Source organism: Vibrio sp. 10N.222.55.A1, from assembly GCF_041473835.1.
Taxonomy (GTDB): domain Bacteria; phylum Pseudomonadota; class Gammaproteobacteria; order Enterobacterales; family Vibrionaceae; genus Vibrio; species Vibrio crassostreae_C.
This window is the reverse complement of the sequence record NZ_JBFRSX010000060.1, coordinates 80977-100452: the sequence shown is the minus strand read 5'-3', so window position 1 is coordinate 100452 and position 19476 is coordinate 80977. Positions and strand designations below refer to the sequence as shown.

The 19476-nt window shown below is 45.0% G+C and carries 14 protein-coding genes and 2 pseudogenes; 12 read left to right on the top strand and 4 right to left on the bottom strand.

The annotated features are described in order from the left end of the window. The first annotated feature begins 58 nt into the window (after positions 1–58). From hutU to AB4493_RS17420, 3 genes are all read left to right on the top strand, one after another. Positions 59–1753 (top strand): urocanate hydratase, encoded by a 1695-nt coding sequence (gene hutU, locus AB4493_RS17430; protein ID WP_048615115.1) that lies wholly within the window; start codon positions 59–61, stop codon positions 1751–1753. 14 nt (positions 1754–1767) lie between these two features. After that, positions 1768–3300 carry a histidine ammonia-lyase gene (gene hutH, locus AB4493_RS17425; protein ID WP_048607477.1) on the top strand — a complete coding sequence of 511 codons (1533 nt, stop codon included), beginning with the start codon at positions 1768–1770 and terminating at the stop codon, positions 3298–3300. A gap of 208 nt (positions 3301–3508) precedes the next feature. Next, positions 3509–4234, top strand: coding sequence for a DUF3581 domain-containing protein (locus AB4493_RS17420; protein WP_016792117.1), 726 nt, complete (start codon positions 3509–3511; stop codon positions 4232–4234). Positions 4235–4325: 91 nt separating this feature from the next. Here AB4493_RS17420 and AB4493_RS17415 read toward each other — a convergent pair whose 3' ends face one another. Together AB4493_RS17415 and AB4493_RS17410 are read right to left on the bottom strand one after the other, a co-directional pair. Beyond that, positions 4326–4787 (bottom strand): isoprenylcysteine carboxylmethyltransferase family protein, encoded by a 462-nt coding sequence (locus AB4493_RS17415; RefSeq protein WP_372155515.1) that lies wholly within the window; start codon positions 4785–4787, stop codon positions 4326–4328. A gap of 66 nt (positions 4788–4853) precedes the next feature. Next, on the bottom strand, positions 4854–7889 hold the full coding sequence (locus tag AB4493_RS17410) for an FAD-binding and (Fe-S)-binding domain-containing protein (protein ID WP_372155514.1): 3036 nt from the start codon (positions 7887–7889) through the stop codon (positions 4854–4856). 222 nt (positions 7890–8111) lie between these two features. Here AB4493_RS17410 and AB4493_RS17405 point away from each other — a divergent pair, with 222 nt between their 5' ends. The 7 genes and pseudogenes from AB4493_RS17405 (at position 8112) to AB4493_RS17375 (ending at position 13434) form a co-directional block, all read left to right on the top strand. Then, on the top strand, positions 8112–8795 hold the full coding sequence (locus AB4493_RS17405) for a DUF3334 family protein (RefSeq protein WP_017059770.1): 684 nt from the start codon (positions 8112–8114) through the stop codon (positions 8793–8795). 209 nt (positions 8796–9004) lie between these two features. Further along, a complete protein-coding gene (locus AB4493_RS17400; protein WP_017059769.1) occupies positions 9005–9694 on the top strand; it encodes a DUF2786 domain-containing protein in 690 nt (229 codons plus the stop codon). 118 nt (positions 9695–9812) lie between these two features. Further along, positions 9813–10380 (top strand): annotated as a pseudogene (locus AB4493_RS17395) (tetratricopeptide repeat protein); the annotation flags it as partial. Between the two features lie 80 nt (positions 10381–10460). After that, positions 10461–10898: pseudogene (locus tag AB4493_RS17390) on the top strand (hypothetical protein); the annotation flags it as partial. Between the two features lie 165 nt (positions 10899–11063). Next, positions 11064–11252 (top strand): hypothetical protein, encoded by a 189-nt coding sequence (locus AB4493_RS17385; RefSeq protein WP_017059767.1) that lies wholly within the window; start codon positions 11064–11066, stop codon positions 11250–11252. Positions 11253–11595: 343 nt separating this feature from the next. Continuing rightward, positions 11596–12003, top strand: coding sequence for a SulA-like leucine-rich domain-containing protein (locus tag AB4493_RS17380; protein WP_017055178.1), 408 nt, complete (start codon positions 11596–11598; stop codon positions 12001–12003). Between the two features lie 327 nt (positions 12004–12330). Continuing rightward, entirely contained in the window at positions 12331–13434 is a 1104-nt protein-coding gene (locus AB4493_RS17375; RefSeq protein ID WP_017055177.1) for a phosphoribosylaminoimidazolesuccinocarboxamide synthase, read from the top strand. A 174-nt stretch (positions 13435–13608) separates the two neighbouring features. Here AB4493_RS17375 and AB4493_RS17370 read toward each other — a convergent pair whose 3' ends face one another. After that, positions 13609–13986 (bottom strand): hypothetical protein, encoded by a 378-nt coding sequence (locus AB4493_RS17370; protein ID WP_017059766.1) that lies wholly within the window; start codon positions 13984–13986, stop codon positions 13609–13611. A 203-nt stretch (positions 13987–14189) separates the two neighbouring features. Then, positions 14190–16568: a helicase-related protein gene (locus AB4493_RS17365; protein ID WP_372155513.1), complete on the bottom strand. Its 2379-nt coding sequence runs from the start codon at positions 16566–16568 to the stop codon at positions 14190–14192. 183 nt (positions 16569–16751) lie between these two features. On the opposite strand from AB4493_RS17365, the gene AB4493_RS17360 reads away from it, so the two are divergent. Continuing rightward, complete coding sequence (locus tag AB4493_RS17360) at positions 16752–18440, top strand: NAD-dependent malic enzyme (protein ID WP_017059764.1); 1689 nt, start codon at positions 16752–16754, stop codon at positions 18438–18440. Positions 18441–18612: 172 nt separating this feature from the next. Then, the gene (locus AB4493_RS17355) at positions 18613–19413 is read left to right on the top strand and encodes a vancomycin high temperature exclusion protein (protein WP_017063589.1); all 801 of its coding nucleotides are present in this window, start codon (positions 18613–18615) and stop codon (positions 19411–19413) included. Positions 19414–19476 lie beyond the last annotated feature (63 nt).

Genomic DNA, 19476 nt, shown 5'->3' with positions numbered 1-19476 from the left:
CAACTACAACTACAACTACAACTACAACGATATAACGTGAAACAGAAGGAATTCCAAAATGACGGAACACCACAACAGTGACCCTCGTCTCGACACGACTCGCGAAATTCGCGCACCTCACGGCACCACTTTGCGCGCTAAATCTTGGTTAACAGAAGCACCACTGCGTATGCTGATGAACAACCTAGACCCTGATGTGGCAGAACACCCACATGCACTGGTTGTGTATGGCGGTATTGGTCGCGCGGCACGTGATTGGAAATGTTATGACAAAATTGTTGAAGTATTAGAGCGTTTAGAGGACGACCAAACGTTACTTGTTCAATCCGGTAAACCTGTGGGCGTGTTCCCGACTCATAAAAACGCACCTCGCGTACTGATCGCTAACTCGAACCTTGTTCCACACTGGGCGAACTGGGAACACTTCAACGAGCTCGATAAAGAAGGCTTGATGATGTACGGCCAAATGACCGCGGGCAGCTGGATCTACATTGGTTCACAAGGCATCGTTCAAGGTACTTACGAAACCTTTGTCGCTATCGCGAAGAAGCACTTCCAAGGTGAAGCAAACGGCAAGTGGGTTCTAACGGGCGGTCTTGGTGGAATGGGCGGCGCTCAACCTCTTGCTGCAACGATGGCTGGCTTCTCAATGATCGCAGTGGAGTGTGATGAATCACGAATCGACTACCGCTTGCGTACTGGCTATGTAGACAAAAAAGCCACCAGCTTAGATGAAGCGATGGCAATGATTAAAGAGTCAGACACGCCAATCTCTGTTGGCTTATTAGGTAACGCCGCAGACGTCTTCCCAGAGTTAGTTGAACGCAATATCACACCTGATGTGGTGACTGACCAAACCTCTGCCCACGATCCTCTTAACGGCTACTTGCCGCAAGGTTGGACGATGGAGAAAGCCGCACAAGAGCGCACCATTGATGAAGCAAAAGTGGTGAAAGCCGCTAAGCAATCAATGGCGATTCAAGTACAAGCGATGCTAGACCTGCAATACCGCGGCGCAGCGACCGTGGATTACGGTAATAACATTCGCCAAATGGCACTGGAAGAAGGCGTAGAAAACGCGTTTGATTTCCCGGGTTTCGTTCCGGCTTATATTCGACCTTTATTCTGCGAAGGTATTGGTCCTTTCCGTTGGGCGGCACTATCTGGTGACCCAGAAGACATCTACAAAACAGACCAAAAAGTAAAAGAACTGATTCCAGACAACCCACATCTACATAACTGGCTAGATATGGCGCGTGAACGCATTCAGTTCCAAGGCCTGCCAGCGCGTATTTGTTGGGTTGGCTTGAAAGATCGTGAACGCTTAGGCCAAGCATTCAATGAAATGGTGAAAAATGGCGAACTGAAAGCACCAGTTGTTATCGGTCGTGACCACCTAGATTCAGGTTCAGTAGCAAGCCCGAACCGCGAAACAGAAGGCATGATGGATGGATCAGATGCCGTATCAGATTGGCCTCTATTGAATGCCCTTCTGAACACAGCGGGCGGCGCAACTTGGGTTTCTTTGCACCACGGTGGTGGCGTTGGTATGGGCTTCTCGCAACACTCAGGCATGGTGATTTGTTGTGACGGCAGTGAAGATGCATCACAGCGTATTGCTCGCGTACTTCACAATGACCCAGCAACCGGCGTTATGCGTCATGCTGATGCAGGTTACGATATTGCCAAGCAATGTGCCAAAGAGCAGAAGCTTGATTTACCTATGCTAAACGAAGAACTTCGTCGCCTTTAATGTCTGGAGAGAACATGTTGAACTTATTACTTAAGCCAGGACTTCTTGGCCTATCTGAACTTCGAAAAATCAGCCGTAGCCCTGTGAACTTATCACTCGATCCTGCAGCAATCCCGGATATCGAAGCGAGCATGCAAGTTGTCGAACAAGTGATTGCTGAAGACCGCACTGTGTATGGCATCAACACGGGTTTTGGCTTATTAGCAAACACCAAGATTGCGCCTGAAGATCTCGAAGTTCTACAGAAAAGTATCGTACTTTCTCACGCTGCGGGCATTGGCAAGTTCATGTCTGATGAAACCGTACGCTTGATGATGGTATTGAAGATTAACAGCTTGTCTCGCGGTTACTCTGGTATCCGCCTCAAAGTGATTAACGCTCTTATCGATCTTGTGAACGCGCAGGTTTACCCGTGTGTTCCACAAAAAGGATCAGTAGGCGCATCTGGAGATCTTGCTCCCCTCGCCCACATGAGTACCGTTCTGCTAGGTGAAGGCCAAGCACGCCACAACGGCAAGATCATCACTGGCTTAGAAGCAATGCAGATCGCAGGTCTTGAACCAATCACACTTGCGCCGAAAGAAGGCTTAGCGCTGTTAAACGGCACACAAGCATCGACTGCCTTTGCATTAGAAGGTCTGTTCGCAGCGGAAGACTTGTTTGCGTCTGCAACCGTATGTGGTGCAATGTCTGTTGAAGCTGCACTGGGTAGTCGTCGTCCGTTTGACCCTCGAATTCATCGCGTTCGTGGTCATCGTGGTCAAATGGATGCCGCGCTTGCTTATCGCCATATGCTTGATCAAAAGAGTGAGATTGGTGAATCACACACTTGCTGTGAAAAGGTTCAAGACCCTTACTCGTTGCGCTGTCAGCCTCAAGTGATGGGTGCCTGTTTACAGCAAATTCGTAATTCAGCAGAAACGTTAAACGTTGAAGCGAACTCGGTATCGGATAACCCACTGGTATTTGCTGAAGACGGCGACATTATTTCAGGTGGTAACTTCCACGCAGAACCTGTGGCAATGGCAGCGGATAACCTAGCACTTGCGATTGCAGAAATTGGTAGCCTTTCTGAACGAAGAATGGCACTGCTGATTGATAGCGCACTAAGCAAACTTCCACCTTTCTTAGTCGATAACGGCGGCGTTAACTCAGGCTTTATGATTGCTCAAGTAACGTCTGCTGCTCTGGCAAGCGAGAATAAAACACTGGCACACCCAGCTTCAGTAGACAGCCTTCCAACATCGGCAAACCAAGAAGATCATGTATCTATGGCAACCTTTGCGGGTCGTCGACTGCGTGACATGGCAGAAAACACCCGTGGCATCTTGGCTGTTGAATACTTAGCAGCAGCACAAGGCTTGGATTTTAGAGCACCAAATCTCTCTTCTCCTCGAGTAGAAGAAGCAAAACAGATACTGCGCGAGAAAGTCAGCTTCTACGACAAAGATCGCTACTTCTCACCAGATATCGAGCAAGCTAACTTATTGCTCAAATTGTCTGTACACAACCACTTAATGCCTGAAGGTATTTTGTGTAGCTTCTGAGTCGTGAAATAACACGTCATATAAACAAGGGCTATCGATTAGCCCTTGTTGCATTGAGCCAGTCACCATATCCCCTGTAAAACTGCCACATACCATCCAACGTATTTATCTAATTGACTGATATATAAGCAAAGTTAACTGGATAGACCATTAGATCGAAGTTAGTTAGCTATAATCCACCCCAGATTTGATGACTAATAGCGATACTATGTTTCTGACACCTTACTTTTCTACTGAAGACAATCAATTTCAATTCACTCGTGAACAAGCTAGCCACTTTGCTAAAAAAGTAGCTGCTGACTTCAACCCAATTCACGATGAAGACAACAAGCGCTTCTGCGTGCCTGGCGATCTTTTGTTTGCAGTTCTTCTGCAGAAAGAAGGCATCAGCCAAAAAATGCGTTTTGATTTTTCAGGTATGGTGGGTAACGGTATTGCGCTTAGCGTTGACAACAAATGTGAGAAAGAAAGCTCACTGGTTGACGAGAAAGGCAAAGAGTACCTACACATGTCTTGTGAAGGTGAAAAGAGCCACGACCAAGCATTCATCGAGCACGTGGTAACAAACTACGTTAAGTTCTCTGGCATGAACTTCCCACACATCATGGTTCCTCTTATGGAAGAACAACAAATGATGATCAACTGCCAACGCCCTCTTGTTATTTACGAGAGCATGGAAGTTGAATTTACTCGCCTAGACCTGTCTCACCCAGAAGTTGAATTCTCTGGCGCGACTTTTGATGTTGAAGGCAAACGTGGCATCGTGACCCTGAACTTCGATTTCAAAGAAGACGGCGAAGTAGTAGGTAAAGGCGTGAAGCGTATGGTAGCAAGTGGCCTTAAGCCATACGACCAAGCTTCTGTAGACGACCTAGTAAACCGCTTCAACGAACGCAAAGAGATGTTTCTAGCTCAGTTCACAGCCGCTGCTTAATCAGCTCTAGAACAAGATCAATAAAGCCCAGCTTGATAATCTCAAGCTGGGCTTTTTTATTTCGATTACTAAGCCAGCACTCAAATCATCACTAAATCCAGCGTCTAACCTTTTGTTTGTAATCAACATATTCTGCGCCGAATAATTGTTCTAGTGCTCGCTCTTCGGGTTTGATTTGGAAGTAATTCATGTAGATTACGAAGCCAAAGCTAAGTAGTACACTGAAGATATTCTGGAAGAAGTAGCCAAAGCAAAATAGCAGGATGAACAACCCTAAGTACATTGGGTTTCGCGTGTAACCAAAGATCCCACTGTCCACGACGGCTGAAGCGGTTTCGACTTTGATCGGGTTAACGGTGGTTTTCTGTTTTCGAAATTCCAATATGCCGGATATTCCGACCACACCACTCAATGTGACTCCGATTCCTAACACAATCATTCCATGAGGCAATGCCAGTGTCCCTTGGCTCAACTGTTGAGCGCAGAAGTATGATGCTACGAATACAATAATGAACAGTGCAACGGGTGGTACTTTTAATTCTAGAAATTTCATACTTTTCCTTATTAACATTCCTTTGTTAGTTTAGAAAAAAGCCCAGCAATTGCTGGGCTAAATGTATTAGAGAATTTTTGCTAGCGCCTGTAATGGGTGAGCAAGCTTCTCACCTTCAAAACGCTTCACTTGGCTGCGGCAAGAATAGCCCGTCACCAAGCAACGATCTTTTGGTAAGTCCTGCATCTGAGGCTTCCAGCTTAAACCATATATGTCTTTCGACATTTGTAGCTTATCGACTTCGTGGCCGAAAGTTCCCGCCATACCACAACAGCCGACAGGAACGCTGGTTAACGCAGCACCAAAGTGCTTAAAGATAGCGCCCCACTCTTTTTCAGCGTTCGGCATCTTGGTCTTCTCTGTACAGTGAGCGAACAAGTACCACATATCTTCACTTGCTGAGCGTGCTTCGAACTCACCTAGCGATGGCATTAACCATTCATGCACAGTAAGTACATCAAAGTCGCCGCGCTTGTCACCTAAGATCTCGACGTATTCATCGCGGTAACAAAGCACAAGAGCAGGATCAACACCGACCAAAGGAATTCCGATATCCGCCACCATCGACAAGAAATCCGAAGTCGATTTCGCCTCACGTGCAAAACGATTTAAGAAGCCCTTGATGTGCAACGCTTTACCATTCGGTTTGAACGGCAGCAGTACCGGAGTTTTGCCAAGTTTTTGAGCCAGAGTGACGAAGTCTTCAATTACCTCGGCATCATAGAAGCTGGTAAACGGGTCTTGAACGATCAGCACATGCTGTTTCTTCTGTTCAGAAGACAAGCCTTCTAAATACTGTAAATCGAAGAGTTGCAGCTCTTTACTCGCTAGACGATTTTTGAGCGTAGGCACCGACATCAATGGTGCATCAACATAACCGACCGTTTTAGCTGTTGCCGTTTGGATCCACTTTTGACCCAATGCAGCGTTGACTACTTTTGGCACTTTCGCCATCAGCGGCAGCATGGTTTCAATGTTGGCAACTAGATAATCTTTTGCAGGGCGCTGGTAACGCGAGTAGTAGATGTTCAAGAATCGAGAACGGAAACTTGGTACATCGACTTTGATCGGACATTGACTCGCACACGCTTTACACGCCAAACAACCGTTCATCGCCTCATGAACTTCATGCGAGAAATCGTACTCATGGCGTTTGTTCATCGTATTGCGAACACGCTCAATCATAGTCTTAACGGGTGTGTTGTCTTTCAACGCTTCTTGCTCAAGGTCGAGAATATCAACGCCTTGTTCAGTCAGTTGACGCAACCACTCTCTTACCAAGCCTGCGCGGCCTTTGGGTGAGTGACGTCGGTCAGCCGTAACTTTCATTGAAGGACACATTGGCGAGCTAGTATCGTAGTTGAAACACAAGCCGTTACCGTTACATTCCATTGCTTGCTTGAAGCTGTCACGAACTTGTACGTCGATCTGACGGTCGTAGAAACCACGCTTGGTATCGGTGACTTTCACCAATTCAGCGTCACTTTCTAAAGGCGTACAGATCTTGCCTGGGTTCATCTTGTTGTGCGGGTCGAATGCTGCTTTAATACGTCTTAATTCGGTAAACAGCTCTTCACCAAAGAAGTCTGGGCCATACTCAGAACGGAAACCTTTACCGTGCTCGCCCCACATTAAACCGCCGTATTTCGCCACCAGCTTAACCACTTCATCAGAGACTTCATGCATCAATGCTTCTTGCATCGGGTCACACAGATCCAATGCTGGACGAACGTGTAATACGCCCGCGTCAACGTGACCAAACATGCCGTAATTCAACTCTTTTGAATCGAGTAACACTCTAAATTCAGAGATGAAATCCGCGAGGTTTTCTGGTGGTACACAAGTATCTTCAGCAAAAGCGACTGGCTTAGCTCGGCCTTTCGCCGCACCTAACAGACCCACTGCTTTCTTACGCATGTTGTAGATTCGGCCAATGCTCGCCAAATCGCTACAAACTTGAAAACCAATCACGCCGGCTTCTTCGCTTTCAACCATGGTTTCAAGGCGTGCAGTCAGCGCTTGAACTTGCTGTTCAACTTCCGCTTCATCTTGGCCTGCAAACTCAACCATGTTGATGCCAAGCATCTCTTTGTTCGGAACATCAGTCAGCAAATCGCTCACGGTGTGCCAAACGATGTCTTGCTTCGCTAGGTTCAATACTCTTGAATCTACCGTTTCAACAGACAGTGCTTTCGCTTCCACCATGAACGGCGCATTACGCAGCGCAGAATCAAACGTGTTGTATTTCACGTTAACCAGTGTGCGCGCTTTTGGAATCTTGGTTAGGTTTAACTTTGCTTCCGTGATGAATGCTAAAGAACCTTCAGCGCCACATAGAACGCGAGTTAGGTCAAAGCTGTCATCTTGTTCGTTGATTGCATTCTTTAGGTCATAGCCTGTTAAGAAGCGATTCAGCGGAGGGAATTTATCTAAGATTTGAGCGCGTTTGTCTCGACAAACCGCCTCTGTCACCGCAAGTGCATGGTGAGCGAATTCACCCTCTACAGGTAAGCCGCGTGATAAATCAGATTCTAGACATGAACCATCTGCGAACACCGCTTGCAGCGACAATACATGGTCAGACGTTTTGCCGTACTTCAATGACCCTTGGCCCGAAGCATCGGTATTGATCATGCCACCCAAGGTTGCTCGGTTACTGGTTGATAGATCAGGAGAGAAAAAGTAACCATAAGGGCGAACAGCGTCGTTCAATTGATCTTTAACGACACCAGACTGAACTCTTACCCAGCCCTCTTTCTCGTTAATCTCAAGAACCTTATTCATGTATCGCGACAGGTCAACCACGACACCTTTTGTTAAAGATTGTCCGTTGGTTCCGGTACCGCCGCCACGAGGGGAAAAAGTCACGCGTTCGTAAGCGGATTTAGAAACCACTTTACCGATAAGCACAACGTCTTGCGTTGTTTTAGGAAGGATGACCGCCTGCGGCAATTGCTGATAGACACTATTATCAGTCGCCACAGCCAAACGGCTAGAATATTGAGATTCAATGTCGCCAGTAAAGCCCGCTGTTTTTAGTTCATCTAAAAAGCGTACGACAACTGGATCGACATCAGCATTGAGTTGAAGTCTTGGTAACATTTGCTTCCTGCCCCTACTTCGCTGATCCTATCAGCATTGGGTTATCTGAGATTTATAATAATTTTCTTTGAATTTCGTCACTTTACTACTATTAAGATCATATAAAAAGGTGATCAAATCAGAATCTCAGTGCAAGAATGGAGAAATAGTCACTTTCGTCTTAATTCAGTAACAATATACTGAATAACATTTTGTTTAAGACATCTCCACGAGCACATCACAATGAAAAAAAACAAAACAGTCACAACTGAAGATATCCTTCTTAAACTATGCCAATCAGTCTCAAGCGTACTGACTTCAGCGACGGCTTCTCAGGTGTCCTATTCAGCCATGGTTCAAAAGATCAACAAGACAAGCCTAAAGCCAGATTTTGGTTGCTTCGTTCTGTTTGACGGCGGCTTTTCTGGTCTCGTTGTTATTAATTTTACGTCCAAAGCAGCGCTAGAGATCTACACCAATTACATGCGCAATATGGGCATGCCTGAAAACGAGCTTGCTGTGCTTCATACTTCAGACGAAGTGGGTGATGTATTGGGTGAGTTGATGAACCAATTAGTTGGCGATTTCACCAATAAAATCCGCAAAGAGCTGCAAACCAACATCACACAAAACCAACCGAAAATGCTGGCTCTGAACAAGCAAGTTAACCTTTCTGTTGATACCAATCTCGACCGTCCACAAGCTCGTCGTGTGACCTTCTCTACCGCTAATAACAACATCTTCTACCTTGAGCTTGCGATGGATAAGACTGAGTTCATTCAATTAGAAGAATTTGAAATCGCAGAAGACGAATGTCCAGATAGCATTCTTGAGGCGACTCAGAAAAAAATGCAAGAAGCGAACAAGCCAGCTCAAAGCTCTGGCAATGATTCTGCGGCAGATCTACTCGATGAACTGGGTATCTAGTTTACGAATGCTCTAGACATATTGAAAAAACGTGGCACTAACGCCATCAATACGCTTGATGGCGTTTTTGTTTTTACCGCCAACTGGGCTCATGCAGTTCAATGTTCACCGCCTTCCTTGTTCATCAAACCAGTTTTGCCTTTCTGTTACCCGCGAAAACATGTAAAATGTTGGACTTTTAAAAATTTGCGGTACTGATTAAATTGTCGATGGATAAGAAAAAAGCCCTAAAGAAAATTGCCAAGTGTCTTGAGCTTGGAAATTCTGCGAACGTCAATGAAGCTGCCAATGCGATAAAAATGGCGCATAACTTGATGCTGAAATATGGTCTCGAAAAAGACGATATTGAATTTATCAAGATGGGGAAAACTCAGTCCAGTCACCTGTTACCTGCAAATATCAGTTCTACACTGCTGCGTGTTATTCGCGGTATCAACACCAAATTTGGCGTAGAAGCCGTATTGCTGAATCATAAAGGCCTCAAGCGTGTTGAGTTCATTGGTGAAGCCGACCGCGCGATCTTCGCAGCGTTCGCTTTCGATATCATTTATCGTGAACTGAATGAACACACCGGCCAATTCAGAAATAGCTTTGCTGGCTCTGGCACAGGGTCCTTAGAAGTGACACGCCGCGTGAACTCGTTTGTTTCAGGCTGGGTTGAAGGTGCGCTTGAAAAGCTACCAACCATTACTCCCGACGACGAATCAAACAACAAGATCAATAACTACATTGATAAAGAATTCAAAAATATCGACCGTGAAACGTTCAAGCAGCAACTGAGAGAAGCGATGAAAAACCTCACCGCCGATTATGAAGTTGGTTTGAAGAAAGGTCGTAAATTGTCTGTTAATCGACCAGTTGGCGGTACCCAGGCAGCTAAAAAGATAACTAAATCATAGAGCCGATGCACATTGGCTTAGGGTATTGATAGTGATTACTTTAGTCGTATCACTCGCCGAAGAAGATACGACTTAATTGACAACCACATATCGTATTAGACTTAACTATGAGGTCCCATTGTTTATCGTGTCCAATTTTCCCCCCTCATCATTTCTTAGAGCTCTATTTCTAGCCCTCATCTTTTCCACGATACCGTTGTCCACCACACATTTCGTGCACGCAGCAAGCAGTGATGAATTTTCACTAGAATCACAACCTCAAGATCCAGTTTCTCAATACCAATTGGCTCAAGCTTATGAATCGGGTGTCGACGTTCCTGTTAGCACCAGTGATGCATTGTATTGGTACACGCAGTCAGCAGAAAACGGCAACCCAAACGCGCAATTTAGACTGGGTGAATGGTACTTGGCAGGTACAGGTGTTGAACAAAGTAACAAGCTTGCTTTGGAATGGTTTATTAAAGCGGCGTTGCAAGGTAACCAGCGCGCACCTATCGAGGTAGCAAAACTCTACGAATCCTCGCTAGAACAAGACCTCCTTCAACCATTAGATAAAGCGCAGCTATGGTATGAAGCAGCCTTAAAAGATAATCCACAAGCAGAAGAGGGCTACAACCGCATTTTGGAAGCACAATTCAACCAGCAACGTGCAAAACAGATCTCTTCAATAGAACAGCTCGATGACAGCATCGACTCTGAAATAGACACCAGTCAGGGGGTATCTAAGCACGTTCAATCTAACCAAGCATCACGCTCTAACCTCTCCAGTTCTAACCTAACTAGCTCTGACTATATGATTGGTGCTGCGTTGGCCGTGTTGATTTCAATCATCAGCATTATTGCGACGCTCGTTATCTCAAGAAAAAGACAAGCTCTAAAGTCGGGTGATTCGCGACAGCAACAACAATCACTTGAAGCGCAGCTTAGCTCGAAGGACCTTACGATTAAGCAGCAAAAACGCCAGCTGCACACTATGTTCCACGAATTGAAGAAGCAGAAAAACAGCAAAGGTCTGAGTAATTTGCAGGTGGCCTGCGCGCTATTTGGCTACACACCTAGCTCAATCCCCGACCAGAAAAGCATCAAGATCCGATACAAACAGCTATCAAAGATCTACCATCCAGATGGTCACGGATGTGACGAAGAAATGAAACGTTTGAACAATGCGCTAAAAACCATTTTACAAAATGTTACAAAACCGTAAACAAACACACATCTTCATTTTCCTAGATCTCAAAGATATCGATTTTATTGGTGTTGCAATCGATCCCCCTCTCAAAAACGGGTAACAAACTATTAACTAATGGGTCTTACTTGTGTCATAATTTGCGCCGAAAATACACCTGACTTAAACAGGTGAGGAGAGAATATGTTCACAATAGAAGGCGTTTGTGATTGGTGCAAAAAGCCAAGCCTAGTTAAAAAGCACGACTACCTAGATGGTAAGTGTCATCATGCATGTAACGAGTGCAATGATATTGCAACCATTGATGTTCGCCAGTTCAATATTGGTGAAATGGAAATGAGAGCAAAACTCTCCCAAGCGACATTGAGATAAGCAACACCGTGAAATATAAGAAAGCGCCTAAGGCGCTTTTTTTGTGCCTGTGGTTTTAGATCTTCTTTCTTCTTTCTTCTTTGTTCTCTCTTCTATACAGGTATATACAGTACTTTTCTGCAAAAACCAGTGTATACACCTGTATAAAGCTCACATTTATTCAACTTATGATACAAAACAGCAGATTCATTCAAATTTAATTTATCGAATACTTTCAATGATTTAATCATTTACCATCCATAACCTCAGACGAAATCGTCCAATAATCCCGCAAAAAACGCTTGATCTTATAAGCAACTAAAACTACTGTATACACATACAGCATGTATATAAGGACAGCAAAATGATTCAAGCACACGTTAAAGCACAACACTCTAGCCCGCTAGTTCACTGCGCATTTACATCAGTTTCTCGTAAAAGCAAAAATTCAAACGAGGAAGCGTTGTTTGCAAGAATGGCGTTGCTGTCCAATCAACATCAGTGGTTACTGTTTACGGCTCAAACACCAAGACCATCGGCTAAGCAGCTTAAGCAACATAATGTTTGCTGCGACCGCGTTATTCATATGAAAGCCTCTCATCAAATGACTGAGGTAGAGACTGTCGAGAAAGCAATCCGCTCTAAGAATGCGAGCGCGATTGTTGCAAGTGCATCGATTGATCAGTTCAGCCAACAGTACCTAAGAACATTAGGGTTACGCTTTCAATGTGAAGTCTTCTTTATGGATGCAAATTCAGAGCGTATTCACTAAGCCACCTTGCTTAATAACATGTTGGCTTAATAACATTTTGGCTCAAAAACATGGTCCACAAACATAGCTTAATCTTTTAGCTAACAAACTTAATTTAACTTAAGAAACAATTCGCCAAAACACAGTCCAAACATACTGCCTTCCCCTGCCCTACAATTCGCCCATTTTTTAGCGGATTGTTAGGCGGGGGTTTTTATTTAAACAACAGATTTAGCAAACGTTTGCTTTTTCTCTGGAAGCAAATAGTAGATTGGGTATAATGCCCGTCTAATCATGTGCACACCGCACTTCTCTGTATGACGTTTGATAAAAGATAGGAATGTCTAAATGAGCCTTGCTGATCAAGTTCTTGCCGTAAATGATGACCTACCAATCCGTACTGATAAACCTGTCCACAGTGGCAAGGTTCGTTCGGTCTACTGGTTAACTGAAGAAGATAGCCAACGACTAATTAAAGAGAAAGGCTACGATGTAGCACCAGATGCGCCTTTAGCAATCATGGTGATCAGTGACCGTATCTCTGCATTTGATTGTATCTGGCGTGGTGAAGGGAATCTTAAAGGTGTTCCAGGTAAGGGAGCGGCTCTGAATGCTATCTCTAACCACTGGTTCAAATTGTTTAAAGACAACGGACTTGCTGACAGTCATATTCTTGATATCCCTCACCCGTTCGTATGGATTGTACAAAAAGCTCGCCCAGTCATGATCGAAGCGATTTGTCGTCAATACATCACTGGTTCAATGTGGCGTGCATACGCAAACGGCGAACGTGAATTCTGTGGTATCGAGATGCCTGAAGGCCTTGAGAAAGACAAGAAGTTGCCTGAGCTACTGATCACGCCTTCAACAAAAGGGATTCTGAAAGGTATTCCTGGCGTTCCAGAAGCTGACGATGTGAACATCACACGCAACAACATCGAAGATAACTTCGCAGCATTCAACTTTACTCAAGCAAGCGACATCGCGCATTACGAAAAACTTCTTAAAGAAGGCTTCAACGTAATCAGCCAAGCGCTAGCAAAAGTAGACCAAACCTTTGTTGATACCAAATTTGAGTTTGGCTACGTCAACGATGCTCAAGGCAAAGAAAAGCTTATCTACATGGACGAAGTCGGTACTCCAGATTCATCTCGCATTTGGGATACTCAGGAATATAACAACGGCAACATCGTTGAGAATTCAAAAGAAGGCTTCCGTCAGTTCTTGCTTAACTACTTCCCTGATGCCGACATTCTTTTGAATAAAGAGCGTATGCCAGAACGTGAAGCATTGGCTCGTGACAATGAACTTCCACTGGATTCTCTAATGTCTCTGTCTCGCACTTACCTTGATATCGCAGCGAAAATCACAGGTGCGGAGATCGTACTGAGCGAAAATCCTAAGCAAGAGATCATCGATGTACTGCGCGCTGACTATGGTCTAATCGACTAGTCGCTTAATTGCTAATTGCTTAATCGCTTAATCGCTTAATCTCAAAATAAAAAGCTCGAAAGCTAATAAGCTCGTAGACTCAAGTTTTAGATACTAAAAGGGCCTCAATATTTGAGGCCCTTTTTACGTGTACGTTTTTACTATTCCTCGAGAGAGATTATAGGCGAGCTGAAGTTACAGCTTAATCGTGAACTCTTCTCCAGAATTACCCGCAATCACTAAATGACTGCGCGATTCAATATACTCGATCTGCTCTTCTTCAAGTGAATATGGCATCACCACTTTGAGCTCATTGATCCCTTCCAGCTTAGCGAGCTTGAGTAAGGTAACAATGTTCGACTCATCACTTTTACGCGTCGACATTGATTTCAATGCCATCTGCCATAAACGATCCTCTGGGGTGCCCAACTCTTTAATGCTATCTCGCCAGACGGTACTGAACACTGGCGCAATTGTGGTGAGTGCTTCCAGAAAAGTCCATTTTTTACTGCATGAGGCGCCAAGAAATGTTGTGTAATCGAACTCTACACGCGTCTCTTCCTGTTTATCCATGATGTCCCCCGACACTTTGGCAACACAATATACTCAATATCTATCAACTCTTTCTTTATAGCAATAGGATATAGAAGAATAGTCTTTTATGACCTTTTGATTGGTTAAAAAGGCATATAAAAATCAAACTTGTAACAAAATAAGCACTGAAAAATCATATATGCATCTATTTGATTAATATTTTAGAGATAAAACTTATCCATCTATTTGATATCAATTATTCGACTCGCTTTTTTGAACTGAATACGCCAACCAGACCATGTCGGTAGCTCCCAACGTTTTGGCGATAACTTTCGGCTACCCGACTGATAATGGACGTAAATCAGCTTTCTTGCGGGCAAGTATTCAACATCGAGTTGCAAGTCGGCAAGGCTCAATGCAAACGGGTATTTTTCCGAAAATTCTGAGTAGAGCCAAGTTGGAATGCCATCGAACGGTATGTCTGCATGATCGAACATTTCCAATTCGCTGACATCAGTAACACCTAGTACTTCAAGCTGCTCTATAAACCATAGCTCAAAGTTAATGTTCTCAATTTCTGGTGTGTATTTAGTTTGTTCATCGAGACCAAGTTTCACATACAACTGCCAGTGTTTGATTTCTTGAGTGCGAGCCTTTGCAAAACCGGGAAGCTGCTCTCCATTTAACACAAGGTCGACGATAGGTTTTAACGATAGTTGCCCTTCAGCGGCGACGAGTTTGGTTGTAATCGTGCGGCCTGCGTACACCAATGCCATCTCGGTAAAAACACCATCATCATTCACAACGGTTTCGCCTTGCTCCCACTCTCCTAGTTCAGCATCAATGAGAAGCTCAAGAGGAATGGGTGTCGTGACCGTCGCTAAGGTCAGTGTTTGCTTAACGCCTCTTCCCGGCAAGCTGTGAGTATCCAACACCAACATCGCTTGTGCATTATCAGGGAAACGGTTCTGACGACCGAGCACCACTTCTAAAACACCATTGGCAAAGGCTTCTTTCCTTTTCAGTCGGCGCACAAACACCAGTTCAGGATGCAGATTCACAATGCTCTTGAGCAATTCAATGCGTTGGAAACGTGACGCGACTTCTAGCTGAGGAAGTTCAAATACCTCCCGCATTTGCTTCGCCAATCCTTGAGCTTCATTCAGAGCCTGTTGGTCGATGTCTAAATGCGGATATTCTCGACCGCGCACAATCTGAATCAACAGGCTTAAATCACACCCTTCCTTCTCTTGTTGCGCGAGCGCTTCAAGATGTTCTGCATTGTTTGGTAACTGATACAAGCGAGCAGGAACGGACAGCGCCGCAGTGAGATCAACCATCGCCTCTTTTAATGCTTTGGTTTTGATTCGAGTAACGATATCGGCATACAAAGCATCAATCGGCAACGGATACAGCTTTTTACCATGCTCGGTAACTTGATGGTCGGCGTTAATCGCTTCCATCGTCAGCAAGGTTTGAGTTGCACTGTTGAGTGATTTCTCTGGAATAGGGTCAAGGAAGGACAAGCTCTCAAGCGGAGATCCACAACATGCTGCGGCCAACATAGGTTCAGTCAGCTCTTCACGCTGCAATTCAGGCGGTGTGACTAACTCTAACGCCGCATGTTCACCATATAGACGCACGCAAACGCCATCCATTACCCTACCCGCGCGGCCAGCTCGCTGTTTGGCACTCGCTCGTGATATGGATTTAAGCATCAGTGTGGTTCTGCCATTACGCTGAACGGTGCGTCTCTCTAATCCTGAATCTATCACCACGCCAATGTCAGGAATGGTTAATGAGGTTTCTGCAACGTTGGTCGCAAGGATGACCTTTCTCAAACCATTACCTTCAGTATTGATATTACGACCCGATAAGGCTGAATCTCGCTCTTTATCACTGACCGACGCATGCAATTTAACGACTTGGATATCTGGATTTTTCGCCAAGGCTTGTTCGCATTGCACGATCTCTTTTTTACCCGGCAGAAAAACCAACATATCGCCAGAAGAAGCGATCAGCTGATGATTCACTTCTTCCGCGATACGCTGCTCTAGATGTCGACTATCAGGCAGTGTTCTGGATTCATTCGCTCTGTGCTCAATCTCAACTTGATAGGTTCGCCCTTCACAGCTTATGCGATTCGCATCCAAATAATGAGCAAGGCGTTCACCCTCAATGGTTGCTGAAGTGATCACCAAACGATGACTCGCTTTTTGTTTCAGAATCGCCACCAGCAGATCAATGTCCCAGCGCCTCTCGTGAAACTCATCCACCACGATCACATCAAAACTAGCTAATCCATCTTCTGATAACCAACGCAGCGCGATACCGGGCGTCACAAAAACAACGTTAGTTTGCTCGTTGTATTCCGACTCAAGCTTAATCGCATAGCCCACTTTGCTACCCAACTTCTCGCCTGATCGCTGCGCGAGATATTTAGCCAGTGATGTACACGCGATGCGTCTTGGCTCCACCACTAACACTCGTCCATGTTGAGAGGCCCAAAGTGGCAGGCGCGTTGATTTACCTGATCCGGTTTCCGCCTCTACGACAAGGTGAGAATTAGCGATTTGTTCGTGGAATACGTTTTGATAAGCATCGATGGGAAGTAATGACATAAAATGGCGAGTAGCGAAAAAGTGTGAGCAAAGTATAACGAATTATCGTGTTGAAATTCGATAAGTGTGGGACAGAGGTAAGAATATCATTTTGTTTGCTCAGATCGCGGAGAAACTATTTACAATTGAATAACTAAACCGTTATCATTTTTTAGTTACCCTTTCTCCCATATTAGGCATCCAATGAACAACGATAAACGCCCTCTATATATCCCTTATGCTGGTCCTGCTCTACTAAGTACACCTCTTCTAAACAAAGGCAGCGCATTCTCTGCTGAAGAGCGCAGTTCTTTCAACCTTGAAGGTTTGTTACCGGAAACAACCGAAACAATCCAAGAGCAAGTAGGACGTGCATACAAACAATATTGTAACTTCGAAAGTGATATGGATAAGCATATCTACCTTCGTAACATCCAAGACACTAATGAAACGCTTTTTTATCGTTTAGTTCAAAACCACATCTCTGAAATGATGCCTATCATTTACACGCCAACGGTTGGCGCAGCATGTGAGAACTTCTCAAATATTTACCGTCGTGGCCGTGGTCTGTTTATCTCATACCCGAACCGCGATCGTATCGATGACCTACTGAATAATGCGACAAACCACAACGTTAAAGTTATCGTGGTTACAGATGGTGAGCGTATTCTTGGTTTGGGAGACCAAGGCATCGGTGGTATGGGTATTCCAATTGGTAAGCTAGCACTTTACACAGCGTGTGGCGGTATCAGCCCAGCTTACATGCTACCAATCGTACTCGATGTGGGTACTAACAACCCTCAACGTCTTGCTGACCCAATGTACATGGGCTGGCGTCATCCTCGTATTACGGGTGCTGACTACGATGCATTCGTTGAAGAGTTCATCCAAGCGGTTCAACGCCGTTGGCCTGATGCATTAGTTCAGTTCGAAGATTTCGCACAAAAGAACGCAATGCCACTGCTTGAGCGCTATAAAGATCGCATCTGTTGTTTCAACGATGACATCCAAGGTACAGCAGCAGTAACCGTAGGTTCTCTACTTGCAGCATGTAAAGCAGCGAACAGCAAACTGTCAGATCAGCGTATCACCTTCTTAGGTGCGGGTTCTGCGGGTTGTGGTATTGCTGAAGCTATCATTGCTCAAATGGTGTCTGAAGGTATCAGCGATGCACAAGCTCGCTCTCAAGTTTACATGGTTGACCGTTGGGGTCTGCTACAAGAAGGCATGCAAAACCTGCTTGATTTCCAACAGCGTCTGGTTCAAACCAACGAAAACACCAAAGACTGGGAAAGCGATGGCACTGGTTTCTCTCTACTAGACGTAGTTCGCCACGCGAAACCAACCGTATTGGTTGGTGTGTCTGGTGCTCCAGGTCTATTCAGCAAAGAAGTCATCAAAGAGATGAACCTACACAGTGAACGCCCTATCGTGTTCCCACTGTCGAACCCAACAAGCCGTGTTGAAGCGACGCCAAACGACATTATTCGTTGGACTGATGGCCAAGCACTTGTTGCGACAGGTAGCCCATTTGAGCCAGTCGTTCACAACGGCACAACTTACCCAATCGCTCAGTGTAACAACAGCTACATCTTCCCAGGTATTGGCCTTGGTGTATTGGCTGTGAATGCTTCACGCATCACTGACGAAATGCTAATGGAATCAAGCCGTGCACTTGCTACGTGTTCTCCACTAGCAATCAATGGCACAGGTGCTCTACTTCCACCATTGGAAGAGATCCACACGGTATCTAAGAAAATTGCTCTTGCGGTAGGTAAAAAGGCGATTGAACAGGGCGTTGCTCTAGAGATCACTGAAGAAGCACTGCAACAAGCGATTGACCAGCACTTCTGGCAGCCAGTTTACCGTCGCTACAAGCGCACGGCATTCTAATAAAGCGTACTGCGCTTGGAATAAAGAGCGTTAACGACTCTTATATGAGCCTCTGCAATTGCAGGGGCTTTTTTCTTTAAACTGTCTTGTCTTTTTAACTGATTTTTCTCATTTTTATTTGGTATTATCGAGCACTCAAAAATTAATGCTCAGTGAAAGGACCATACCGAGAGTGAAATTTGATTCTCACATTATCCGTAGCTACATAAAAAAAGCTTACAAAAAACTGCAAGGTTTTCTGTTTGGCGCTTTCCTCGTGTTCTTAGTAGGCAGCGCTGCGGTTATTGCGATCGATTATTGGGTTTCATGGCAAGCGGAAGATCGCATCATCTACGATATAGATGAAGTGCCCGAGCTTGAGGTCGCCGTTGTGCTTGGCACGAGCAAATATTTGGGTCGAACACTCAACGACTATTATAAGCACCGAATCGAAGCCGCGATTGAGCTGTTCGACCGTGAAAAAGTCGACCAGTTTCTGTTAAGTGGTGATAACGCTCATCGCTCTTACAATGAGCCGTGGACGATGAAACGCGACTTGCTGAAAGCGGGTGTACCCGATGAACGCATTAACCTCGATTACGCAGGCTTTAGAACCTTAGACTCGATTGTTCGCGCTAAAAAGATCTTCGACACCGACAACTTCCTGATCATTACTCAGAAATTCCACTGTGAAAGAGCACTATTTATCGCTAATTCTTACGATATTCATGCACAATGTTTAGCGGTTTCAGGCCCTACTCATCATTCAGGCACCTCTATCCGTTTGCGTGAAGTTTTTGCGCGTACCAAAGCCTTCTTAGATTTGTATATTATGGGGACAACGCCAAAGTTCCTTGGACCTAAAGAGCCCATTCAATCGAGTCCAAAACCGGAATCATTTCCGATTCCAAACCCTATGACTGACCCCTCTGTAAACCCTGTTGTAGATCCTACAACAAACCCTATTGCAGACCCAGCAGAGACAGATGTGTAGAAAACTACACATTTTGAATTTGTTGCCTCACATTTCCCCACTGTTACACAAAAACACACCAAC

Coding starts and splice junctions, on each gene's coding strand:
- hutU (WP_048615115.1), top strand. CDS start 59: ATGACGGAACACCACAACAGTGACCCTCGTCTCGACACGACTCGCGAA.
- hutH (WP_048607477.1), top strand. CDS start 1,768: ATGTTGAACTTATTACTTAAGCCAGGACTTCTTGGCCTATCTGAACTT.
- AB4493_RS17420 (WP_016792117.1), top strand. CDS start 3,509: ATGTTTCTGACACCTTACTTTTCTACTGAAGACAATCAATTTCAATTC.
- AB4493_RS17415 (WP_372155515.1), bottom strand. CDS start 4,787: ATGAAATTTCTAGAATTAAAAGTACCACCCGTTGCACTGTTCATTATT.
- AB4493_RS17410 (WP_372155514.1), bottom strand. CDS start 7,889: ATGTTACCAAGACTTCAACTCAATGCTGATGTCGATCCAGTTGTCGTA.
- AB4493_RS17405 (WP_017059770.1), top strand. CDS start 8,112: ATGAAAAAAAACAAAACAGTCACAACTGAAGATATCCTTCTTAAACTA.
- AB4493_RS17400 (WP_017059769.1), top strand. CDS start 9,005: ATGGATAAGAAAAAAGCCCTAAAGAAAATTGCCAAGTGTCTTGAGCTT.
- AB4493_RS17385 (WP_017059767.1), top strand. CDS start 11,064: ATGTTCACAATAGAAGGCGTTTGTGATTGGTGCAAAAAGCCAAGCCTA.
- AB4493_RS17380 (WP_017055178.1), top strand. CDS start 11,596: ATGATTCAAGCACACGTTAAAGCACAACACTCTAGCCCGCTAGTTCAC.
- AB4493_RS17375 (WP_017055177.1), top strand. CDS start 12,331: ATGAGCCTTGCTGATCAAGTTCTTGCCGTAAATGATGACCTACCAATC.
- AB4493_RS17370 (WP_017059766.1), bottom strand. CDS start 13,986: ATGGATAAACAGGAAGAGACGCGTGTAGAGTTCGATTACACAACATTT.
- AB4493_RS17365 (WP_372155513.1), bottom strand. CDS start 16,568: ATGTCATTACTTCCCATCGATGCTTATCAAAACGTATTCCACGAACAA.
- AB4493_RS17360 (WP_017059764.1), top strand. CDS start 16,752: ATGAACAACGATAAACGCCCTCTATATATCCCTTATGCTGGTCCTGCT.